This window comes from Deltaproteobacteria bacterium (assembly GCA_019308925.1).
Lineage (GTDB): Bacteria > Desulfobacterota > B13-G15 > B13-G15 > RBG-16-54-18 > JAFDHG01.
The window spans coordinates 1-10,234 of the sequence record JAFDHG010000078.1 but is presented as its reverse complement, the minus strand read 5'-3'; the positions used below and the strand labels follow the sequence as shown (position 1 = coordinate 10,234).

Annotated in this window: 11 protein-coding genes; 10 read left to right on the top strand and 1 reads right to left on the bottom strand. The window is 53.0% G+C overall.

What is annotated here, in order from left to right:
* Nucleotides 1–91: 91 nt before the first annotated feature.
* Entirely contained in the window at nt 92–241 is a 150-nt protein-coding gene (locus JRI46_11180; protein MBW2040131.1) for a hypothetical protein, read from the bottom strand.
* 56 nt (nt 242–297) lie between these two features.
* On the opposite strand from JRI46_11180, the gene JRI46_11175 reads away from it, so the two are divergent.
* The 10 genes from JRI46_11175 to lnt all read left to right on the top strand — a co-directional run bounded on the left by JRI46_11175 (nt 298) and on the right by lnt (nt 10,110).
* Entirely contained in the window at nt 298–1,146 is an 849-nt protein-coding gene (locus JRI46_11175; GenBank protein ID MBW2040130.1) for a phosphate ABC transporter substrate-binding protein, read from the top strand.
* Between the two features lie 35 nt (nt 1,147–1,181).
* Nucleotides 1,182–2,042 carry a phosphate ABC transporter permease subunit PstC gene (gene pstC / locus JRI46_11170; GenBank protein ID MBW2040129.1) on the top strand — a complete coding sequence of 287 codons (861 nt, stop codon included), beginning with the start codon at nt 1,182–1,184 and terminating at the stop codon, nt 2,040–2,042.
* Nucleotides 2,043–2,045: 3 nt separating this feature from the next.
* Nucleotides 2,046–2,900, top strand: coding sequence for a phosphate ABC transporter permease PstA (pstA, locus tag JRI46_11165; protein ID MBW2040128.1), 855 nt, complete (start codon nt 2,046–2,048; stop codon nt 2,898–2,900).
* Nucleotides 2,894–3,658, top strand: coding sequence for a phosphate ABC transporter ATP-binding protein (locus JRI46_11160; protein MBW2040127.1), 765 nt, complete (start codon nt 2,894–2,896; stop codon nt 3,656–3,658). The genes pstA and JRI46_11160 overlap by 7 nt, the downstream gene beginning before the upstream one ends.
* Nucleotides 3,659–3,672: 14 nt before the next feature.
* Nucleotides 3,673–4,347: a phosphate signaling complex protein PhoU gene (gene phoU, locus JRI46_11155; protein MBW2040126.1), complete on the top strand. Its 675-nt coding sequence runs from the start codon at nt 3,673–3,675 to the stop codon at nt 4,345–4,347.
* A gap of 371 nt (nt 4,348–4,718) precedes the next feature.
* Nucleotides 4,719–4,997, top strand: coding sequence for an ACT domain-containing protein (locus JRI46_11150; protein ID MBW2040125.1), 279 nt, complete (start codon nt 4,719–4,721; stop codon nt 4,995–4,997).
* Between the two features lie 133 nt (nt 4,998–5,130).
* Nucleotides 5,131–6,498 (top strand): PFL family protein, encoded by a 1,368-nt coding sequence (locus JRI46_11145; protein ID MBW2040124.1) that lies wholly within the window; start codon nt 5,131–5,133, stop codon nt 6,496–6,498.
* Nucleotides 6,498–7,430 carry a homoserine kinase gene (locus JRI46_11140; protein MBW2040123.1) on the top strand — a complete coding sequence of 311 codons (933 nt, stop codon included), beginning with the start codon at nt 6,498–6,500 and terminating at the stop codon, nt 7,428–7,430. The genes JRI46_11145 and JRI46_11140 overlap by 1 nt, the downstream gene beginning before the upstream one ends.
* 2 nt (nt 7,431–7,432) lie before the next feature.
* Nucleotides 7,433–8,575 carry a DegT/DnrJ/EryC1/StrS family aminotransferase gene (locus JRI46_11135; protein MBW2040122.1) on the top strand — a complete coding sequence of 381 codons (1,143 nt, stop codon included), beginning with the start codon at nt 7,433–7,435 and terminating at the stop codon, nt 8,573–8,575.
* Complete coding sequence (lnt, locus tag JRI46_11130) at nt 8,572–10,110, top strand: apolipoprotein N-acyltransferase (protein MBW2040121.1); 1,539 nt, start codon at nt 8,572–8,574, stop codon at nt 10,108–10,110. The genes JRI46_11135 and lnt overlap by 4 nt, the downstream gene beginning before the upstream one ends.
* Nucleotides 10,111–10,234 lie beyond the last annotated feature (124 nt).

The window sequence follows — 10,234 nt, the reverse complement described above, 5'->3', positions numbered from 1 at the left end:
AGGATTCTAGGATTCGAGGGGTCTGGGATTTTAGCAAAAGAAAAACCACTTGGGCCCTTGAACCCTAGACCCCTTTTTTTCTCTAGGGGTTTCAGGGGGCAAAGCCCCCTGAAGTAGGGTCGAAAGGGGGGATTGAAGGCTGAAACATTATCCAGCGTTTCTTTATACCGTATATCTTCACGGTAAGATAAGCTAACAAAAATCTAATAATTTCCTCATAAAATCCTAACCATTTCCTCATACCAAACTAAATACCTCCTTTCAGAATTAAAAAAATTCAAAAAGGAGGTATCTATTATGGGTAGAAACAAGGCTTGGTCAAAGGCAGGGGTGACAGTATCTATAATCTTTTTAGTCCTTTTGGGTTTTAGCTCTTTGGGGCTCGCCAAAGGAAAGACCATCACCATAAGGGGTTCCACAACTGTCTTGCCCATCGCCCAGAGGCTAGCGGAAAGATATCACCAGCTTCACCCCAAGTTGGGCATCTCGGTTTCAGGTGGTGGATCGGGTGTGGGGATTAAGGCCCTTCTGGACGGGATGGTGGACATCGCCAATGCCTCACGCCCCATGAAGGCAAAGGAGTGGAAGATTGCTGAAACGAAGGGGATAAAACCCCATGAGCAGATCATTGCCAAGGATGGGATTGCGGTCGTCGTTCACCCTACAAATCCCATATCCGAACTCACCATGTCCCAGATCAAGGACATCTATGCAGGCCGGATAGAAAACTGGTCCCAACTGGGCGGTCCTGAACGCAGAATAGTGGTGGTGAGCCGTGAGAGCGCCTCGGGCACCTATGAGTGCTTTCACAAGATAGTGATGAAGAAGGAGAAGATCACCCCAGCGGCCATCTTACAGGCTGCCAATGCCGGTGTCCTGAACACGGTTGCCCAGACAAAGGGGGCCATCGGCTACATTGGCCTGGGGTACATCACCGGGAAGGTGAAGCCCCTAAAGGTCAACGGGGTTTACCCCACCCCCGAAGTTGTACGCAAGGAGACCTATCCCATCTCCCGACCCCTGTTTATGTATACCCGGGGGAATCCCCAAGGGGCAGTTGCCGATTTCATCAATTTTGCCCTCTCCCCCGAGGGGCAGAGGATCGCCCAAAAGGAGGGCTTTGTACCAATAAGGCCCGTTAAATAGGAGAAGTGATACCGCGCAAGTATAAGGAAAGGGCCATGGAGGGAGTCTTTCTTTCCTTCGCCTCGGTCTCCCTCGTGGTCCTTTTGTTCATTATGCTCTTCCTCTTCCGGGAAGGGCTGCCCATCTTCCGGGTCATAGGGCCCCTCAAGTTCCTCTTTGGGAAGTCCTGGTATCCCACCTATGAACCTCCGGAGTTTGGGATCCTCCCCCTGATCATGGGTTCGTTATTTATTACTGTTGGGGCCATCATGGTGGCCATCCCCTTAGGAGTGGCCAGCGCCATATACCTTGCCGAGATCGCCCACCCATGGATAAAGGAATGGGTGAAGCCAACCATAGAGCTTCTGGCTGGGGTCCCCTCAGTGATCTACGGCTTCTTCGGCCTCATGGTCCTTGCACCTTTTATACAGGACCTCTTTAATCTTCCTACGGGGCTTACGGCTCTCACTGCCTCCCTCCTCTTAGGGATCATGGCGACCCCCACGGTCATCAGCATCTCTGAGGATGCCCTCAACTCGGTCCCCGGATCGTATAGGGAGGCGTCCCTAGCTTTGGGGGCCACACGATGGCAGACCACCATCAGGGTAGTAGTCCCTGCAGCCCTCTCGGGCATATCCACAGCCTGTATCCTGGGGATGGCCCGGGCCATCGAGGAGACCATGGCAGTACTGATGGTTGCCGGTGGTGCCACCCTGATCCCCACCAGCTTTCTCCAGCCCGTGCGTCCCCTTACAGCCACCATCATAGCCGAGATGGGTGAGGCCATTCACGGGAGCCATCACTTTCACGCCCTTTTCGCCATCGGGGTGGTCCTCTTCTTCATCACCCTGGGTTTGAATCTCTTGGCGGACTTTATCACCTACAGGTTCAAGGAGACGGGGTCAGGGACTTTATAAGCCATGAAACGAGGACGGATGCGAGAATTGATCGCCTTTTGGGGTTTGAGATTGGCCCTAGTTATCATAGTCGCTGCCCTGGGTTTAATCATCTGGTTCCTCGGCAAGAATGGCCTCTCCGTCCTGTCCTGGGAGTTCCTCACCGAACCCCCCAGAGAGGGGATGACCGAAGGGGGGATATTCCCCGCCTTGGTGGGTACCTTTTATCTGGTCTTGGGGGCCATCATCTGGGCACTCCCTCTAGGGGTCCTCGCTGCCATCTATCTTACCGAATACACACGGCAGGGGAAGGTGATCAGGGTGATCAGGCTGGGGATAAACAACTTGGCCGGGGTCCCCTCGGTGGTCTTCGGCCTCTTCGGCCTTGCCTTCTTCGTGATATACCTCGGTTTTGGAGTAAGCGTCCTCTCGGGTTCCCTGACCCTTGCCTTTATGATCCTTCCCACCATCATCAGGGCCTCGGAGGAGGCCATTCTGGCCGTCCCCCAGACCTTTCGTGAGGCCTCCTTCGCTCTCGGGGCCACCCGATGGCAGACCATCTATAGGGTAGTGTTACCCCAGGCCCTCCCGGGGATATTGACCGGCTCCATCCTGGGTATAGGGAGGGCAGCGGGCGAGACGGCCCCTATCATCTTTACAGCGGCCACCTTTTATACACCTCATCTTCCCCGATCCATCTTCGACCCGGTAATGGCACTCCCATTTCATCTTTATGTCCTGGCAACAGAAGGAACCCATCTTGAAAAGACCCTCCCCATCCAGTACGGGACTGCCTTGGTCCTGCTGGGTCTGGTCCTGGGGATAAACCTGGTAGCGATTGTCTGGCGAGCGAGATTGAGAAGGAAAAAGAAATGGTAGAGAAAGATCTAAAGATAATTGCCGAGGGCCTGGACTTTTACTATGGCGACCTCAAGGCCCTGGATGGGGTGAACATCCAGATCCCGGAGCGGAAAGTCACAGCCCTCATTGGCCCCTCTGGATGCGGCAAATCCACCTTTCTGCGGGTACTCAACAGGATGAACGATCTCATTCCAGGGACAAGAATAGAGGGAAGGATCTTAATTGATGGTCATGACATCTATACCGACAATATCGATGTAGTTGGTCTCAGAAAAAAGATAGGGATGGTCTTTCAAAAATCCAACCCCTTTCCCAAGTCCATCTTCGACAATGTGGCCTACGGCCTGAGAATTCATGGGATCAAAGATAGGGTAATACTCGCTGAGATTGTGGAGGAGAGCTTGAAAAGGGCAGCCCTCTGGGACGAGGTGAAGGACGATCTCAAGCGCTCAGCCATGGAACTCTCAGGGGGCCAGCAGCAGCGTCTGTGTATCGCTCGGGCTTTGGCTACCGGGCCCGAGATCCTGCTCATGGATGAACCGGCAAGTGCCCTCGACCCCATATCAACAGCCAAGATTGAGGAGCTGATCCGCGAGTTTAAGAAGCGTTATACAATCGTCATCGTTACCCACAATATGCAGCAGGCAGCCCGGGTGTCTGACTACACCGCCTTCTTTTATCTCGGAAAGCTGATAGAATTTAACGTGACCGAAGAGATCTTTACTAGGCCGAGCAAAAAGCAGACCGAAGACTATATAACGGGCCGCTTCGGTTAAGAGGAGGATACGCAGTGAAAAGACATCTGGAAAGGGAGCTGAACAAGTTAAGGAAGAAAATCCTCACCCTGGGGGCGATGGTGGAGGGAAGCACAGAGAAGGCCATATCATCCCTCATGCGCTACGACCTCAAACTTGCCAGAGAGGTCATCGAGAGAGATCACGAAATAGATCATCTGGAGGTGGAGATAGAGGAGGACTGCCTCAAGATTCTCGCCCTATATCAACCAGCAGCCACCGACCTGAGATATGTGGTGGGGATCTTGAAGATGAACAACGATCTGGAACGAATGGGGGATCTGTCCGTGAACATTGCCGAGCGGGCGACCTATCTGGCCAATCAGAAGGGGACGGAACTTTTTCTTGACTTTACCAACATGTGGGAAAAGACCAGAGCTATGGTGAAGAGGGCCTTGGATGCCCTTATCAAGATGGACCCACAAATGGCCAGGGAGGTCTGCGCTGCCGATGACGCGGTGGATGAGATCAATAGGGAGATGCTCAACCTGATCCAGGACCATATTGAAGATAACCCCCAAGAAGTGAGGCACCTCATTCATCTGCTCCTTGCCTCCCGTCATCTAGAGCGCATCGCTGATCTGGCCACCAACATCGCCGAAGACGTGGTCTACATGATTGAGGGGGAGATCATTCGCCACCGGACAGAGGATTATACCCACCAAGACTAAACCCTTAGAGCCACGTTAAAGTCGTATACATCGAGTTGGGTTAGTCTTATAATACCCTCCCCCTTGATGGGGGAGGGTAAGGGTGGGGGTGAAAATTTCCAAGAAGATTCAACTAGTTGCCTTTTTCCCCTCCCCCTGACCCCCTCCCGCCAGGGGGGGGAGTTCTGCGAATGAGATGTGCCATAGGCACATCACTAGCCCCCTAGAATCCTTGAATCCTGTATTTTACATGGGCAGAGGCGAATGTAAGCTCTCATAAGGGTTACCGTGAAAATACTTCACATTAAGACACACACTTTAGTAGTTGATTTTTCGCCTAAAAACGATATATCATTTCTTTACGAAAATCGCCTTTTTAAAAAGGGACTTATATGGCGGAAAAGGTGGTAATCACTGTCTTGGGCAAGGATAGGGTGGGGATCGTGGCCGAGATTTCAGGGGTCCTTTACCAAAATAACGTGAACATCTTGGACATAAACCAGAAGATCCTGGGGGAGGAGATCTTTGCCATGACCATGCTGGTTGATATCTCCCTCTGCAAGGTCAGTTTCGCTGAGTTAAAGGAACAATTAGGAAATAAAGGTGAAGAGATAGGGTTAAAGATCGTGGCCCAACACGAAGACATCTTTAAGTTCATGCATAGGATATAAACCCAAATTATGCATTAATTTGGGTTTATAATAAGATTAAGCAGGTACATTCAGAGAAATATGCCCAAAAAGCATATCAGGAGGAAGTTGCTGTTTTAAATCTGGCTTCTTAGCGCATTTTTTGGGATAAAGAATGACGTTGGAGTTCAGCGCGGAAGAGATACTGGAAACAGTAGAGATGATCGAGGCCTTCAACCTCGACGTGCGCACCGTCACCATGGGGATCAATCTCCAGGACTGTGCCCATTCTGATTCCCAAAAAACGGGCGAAAAAATTAGGAAAAAGATCACCCAGCTTGCTGCCCACCTGCGAAAAGACGCCAAAGATATAGAGCTGAAATATGGGATCCCCATTGTAAATGTCAGGATTGCCGTAACCCCAGTTGCCAACCTCCTCACCAGACCCTCGGTAGACGATTTCCTCTATCTCGCCCACATCCTTGATAGCGCAGCAGCAGAGGTGGACATCGACTTCTTGGGTGGGTACTCTGCCTTGGTGCAAAAAGGGTTCACCCCGACGGAAAGGGCCCTTATCGACTCCATCCCTTATGCCCTCTCTCAGACAGAGAGGGTATGCTCCTCGGTCAATGTGGCATCAACCAAGGCCGGCATCAATATGGATGCCGTCTACATCATGGGGAGGACCATAAAAGAGACCGCAGCCCTTAGCGCTGAAAGGGATGGGATAGGGTGCGCCAAGCTGGTGGTCTTCGCCAACGCAGTGGAGGACAATCCCTTTATGGCCGGTGCCTTCCATGGCCCTGGTGAACCAGAGGCAGCCATCAACGTAGGGGTGAGCGGCCCAGGGGTGATCCGCAACGTCTTGGAACGAATGGATGGGGCCAGTTTAGGAGAAGTGGCTGAGGCCATCAAAAAGGCCGCCTTTAAGATCACCAGGGTAGGGGAGATGGTGGGCAGGGAGCTATCCAAGAGATCGGGGGTGGCCTTTGGGATCCTGGACATCTCTTTGGCCCCCACCCCCGCGGTGGGGGATAGTGTGGCCGATATCCTGGTGAAGATCGGAGTGGAGAGGGTCGGTGGCCCGGGGAGCACTGCTGCCCTGGCCATGTTAAACGATGCGGTAAAAAAGGGAGGGGCCTTTGCCTCTTCTTATGTAGGAGGACTGAGTGGGGCCTTTATCCCGGTAAGTGAGGACGCAGGGATGGTGAGGGCAGCTGCTGAAGGGTGGCTCACCCTGGAGAAATTGGAGGCGATGACTGCGGTATGTTCCGTGGGTCTTGACATGATCGCCATCCCTGGGGATACCACCCCTGAGACCATCTCGGCCATCATCGCCGATGAAATGGCCATAGGGGTAATTAACAACAAGACCACAGGGGTCAGGATAATCCCCGCCCCCAACAAAGGGCCTGGGGATTGGGTCAAGTTCGGAGGGCTGTTGGGGGAGGCCCCCATCCTTCCCCTCAAGGAGGGGAAGGCGGATAAATTCATCCAAAGGGGAGGAAGAATTCCAGCCCCCCTGCAGGGCTTGAACAACTGATGAAAAAGGCCAGGCTGAGGATACCCGCTTCTACTTCAAATATCGGACCTGGCTTTGATACCTTGGGGCTGGCCCTCAATCTCTATAACTACTTGGAGATGGAAGAGATCGATGAGGGGGTAATTGTCCATTGTGAGGGAGAAGGGGCAGAGAGACTAGGGGAAATAACACCTGAAGAAAGCCTCCCCTATCGGGCCGCCAAGGAGGTCTTCCAGTCAGTAGGCCATTCTCCCCATGGTCTCAAGATATCCTTCATCAACAACATCCCCCTCGGTCGCGGCCTGGGCAGCAGCGGTGCGGTGTGTGTTGGGAGCATAGCAGCGGCCTTCCTCTTGGCCGGCCTCGAACTAAACCCTCACCTGATCCTGGAGCTCGCCCTAAGGCTTGAAAGGCACCCGGACAACATTACTCCTTCTTTGGTGGGGGGGTTCACCGTATCCTGCATATCTCAGGGAAAGGTCTTTTTCGTGAAGATTTCGGTGGCCTTTCCCCTCAAGATAGTGGCAATCATCCCTGAACTGGAGCTACCCACCCAGGAGTCAAGGAGGGTCTTGGCCACACACATCCCCTTTGAGGATGCCCAGTTCAACCTCAACAGGACCGCCCTCTTGGTGGCCGGATTCGCCACTGGAAACTCAAGGGTCCTGATGGAAGGGGTGAAGGACAAGTTACATCAACCGCATCGCGCAGAGCTTCTCCCCGGACTCTACGAGGTCTTCGACGAAGGATACCTCATGGGTGCCTTGGGATGCTTTCTCAGTGGAGCTGGCTCCTCCATAATTGCCCTCACGCAGAACAATGCAAGGCAGGTCGGTCACCGCATGTCCACTCTGTGGCAGAAAAAGTTCGGTATCCCTAATCGCTGGCAGGTCTTTCAGGTGGACAATGAAGGGTTAGTACAAGTAAAAACGATAGAAAGTGAAAGGAGTTGAGGATGAAGGTCCCTTTTCTAGACTTGAAGGCCCAGTATCAGAGGATCAAAGGGGAGATCGATCAGGCCCTTGCCGAGGTGATCTCAAAGCAACAATTTATCTTGGGACCGAAGGTAAAGGCCTTGGAGGAGACTATAGCAGCTTATTCCTCTGCCCGCCATGGGATAGGTGTTGCCTCGGGTAGCGATGCCCTGATGATATCTCTGATGGCGGTGGGTGTTGGGGCGGTCGACGAGGTGATCACCACCCCCTTCACCTTCTTTGCCACGGCCGGTTCCATCTCCAAGGTGGGTGCCAAACCTGTGTTTGTGGACATAGATCCTAGGACCTATAATCTGGATCCCGCTAAAATAGAGGAGAGGATCACCCCTAAGACCAAGGCCATCATCCCTGTACACCTCTTTGGTCAGTGTGCCGATATGGAGCCGATAAAGGAACTGGCCCGAAGGTATGGCCTTTGGCTCATTGAGGATGCCGCCCAGGCCATCGGGTCTGACTACATAAAAGACTCCCACAACCATCAGCGGGCGGGAAGCACAGGGGATTTAGGATGCCTCTCCTTTTACCCCTCCAAGAATTTGGGGGGCTTTGGCGATGGGGGGATGGTTACTACCAATGACGACGAGCTGGCGCACCGGGTCAGGCTTCTCAGGGTGCATGGCGCCGCTTCCAAATACTATTATCAAATCATAGGCGTAAATAGTAGGTTGGACGCCCTGCAGGCTGCCATCCTCCTGGTAAAGTTCCGCCATTTGGAGGAGTGGACACAGAAGAGGCGGGAAAACGCCGCCTACTACGACCAACTCTTCGAGGAGATAGACCACCGAGCTCTGGGGATAGAGACCCCTTACGTCCAATACAGCAACCGCCATATATATAACCAATATGTCATCAGGGTCCCCAAAAGGGACGAGCTCAGGGAATTCCTCTCCCAAGAAGGGATAGGGACCGATGTCTATTATCCCCTTCCCCTCCACCTGCAAGAGTGCTATAGAGACCTGGGATATGAGGAAGGGGGTTTCCCCAATGCCGAGATGGCCGCGAGGGAGACCTTAGCCCTCCCCATCTATCCCGAACTCACTAGGGAACAGCAGGAATATGCGGTCTCCAAGATAGGGGAATTCTTCTGCAGTTTCGTTTCATGATATCCCCACAGGTGAAAAGGCAGGACTACTTCTGGGCCGCCCTTTCAGGGGCCCTTTTGGCCCTGAGCTTTCCCATCTTTGATCTCTGGCCCCTGGCCTGGTTCTTCCTGGTGCCACTCTTTTTGTGTACTCGTGGAAAGGATGGTAAGGACGCCTTTTTTTTAGGGACCTTTGCTGGGGTGATTGCGTATCTCGGTCTCCTTTACTGGATTGTAGTGGCCGTCCACAGGTACGGTAATATCCCCCTCTTTCTCGCCATCCCCATCCTCCTCCTCTTGGTCCTCTACCTCAGCCTCTACTGGGGGGGCTTCGCCTACCTGTGTTCATACTTTAACAAAAAGGGGGGATGGGCCCAGATCGTGGCCTTCCCCGCTATTTGGGTGGGGTTGGAATACCTGCGCTCCTTTCTTCTCTCTGGGTTCCCCTGGGCCCTGCTCGGCTACTCTCAGTATCTAAACACCCCCTTTGTCCAGATAGCCGACATCACCGGTGTCTATGGGATCTCCTTCCTCCTGGCCTTGATCAGCACCCTCCTTTCCCTTTGGTTTATCAGTTGGAGGGAGAGGAGGGGGATGCCCATCAAGGGCACTATCTTCACCATGGCCTTATTGGCCCTGGCCTTTGCCTATGGGTCCTGGAAGATCCATTCCCCTTTGACTACTGGGAAGGCCCTTAAGGTCGGAGTGGTCCAGGGGAATATAGAGCAGGATGTAAAATGGGACAGAGGATTTCAACGGGAGACCTTAGAGATCTACCGACGACTCACCTTCGACCTAGAGGAAACCTCGCCGAAACTCATTGTCTGGCCCGAAACAGCCCTCCCTTCCTATTTCCCCTCGGGTACTGAGCTGGACCAAGAGGTATTGGCGATCCCTAAGCAGCTAAAGACATACCTCCTTTTCGGTAGCCTCTCCTGCAAAAAAGGGGAAAAGGAGATAGAGATCTACAATAGTGCTTATCTCCTCTCTCCTGACCCCCATATCCTGAATCGTTACGACAAGATCCACTTGGTCCCCTTTGGCGAATACGTCCCCCTCTCCTGGCTTTTCCCCTTTTTCAGCTCGCTGGTGGACATAGGAAACATCTCTGCAGGCGAAGAAGCAGTGATCTTCCGGCCCCCAGAGGGTAAGTTCGGGGTCTTGATCTGCTTTGAGGTGATCTTCCCCGAACTTTGTAGGGAGTTTGTCCGCAAGGGGGCCAATTTTATGGTGACCATCACCAATGATGCCTGGTTCGGAAGGACATCCGCCCCATACCAACACCTCGCCCAGGCGACCTTCAGGTCTATAGAGAACAGGATATGGTTGGTCAGGGCGGCCAACACCGGGATAAGCGCCTTTGTCGATCCTTGGGGGAGGATCCAAAAGGCCAGCGGACTCTTTACGCGCGAGGTGTTAACAAAGGAGATAGATCTCAGGGGCGAAGGAATGACCTTCTACGCCAGACATGGAGACCTCTTTGCCATCATCTGCTCTCTGCTGGGAATAGGCCTTATCGGGTATGACTTGTTCAAAAAGTGGGTGATCGGATCCTGACATGAGACAAAGATCTTCTTTACCTTTTGGATGGGGTCTTCTCGTGTCTGGGTAAGAGGCTCAAGCCCCAAAAGCTTTTTATAGACTCCATTGCTTCGGGAGATATCTTCGCCGACTTCGCCTA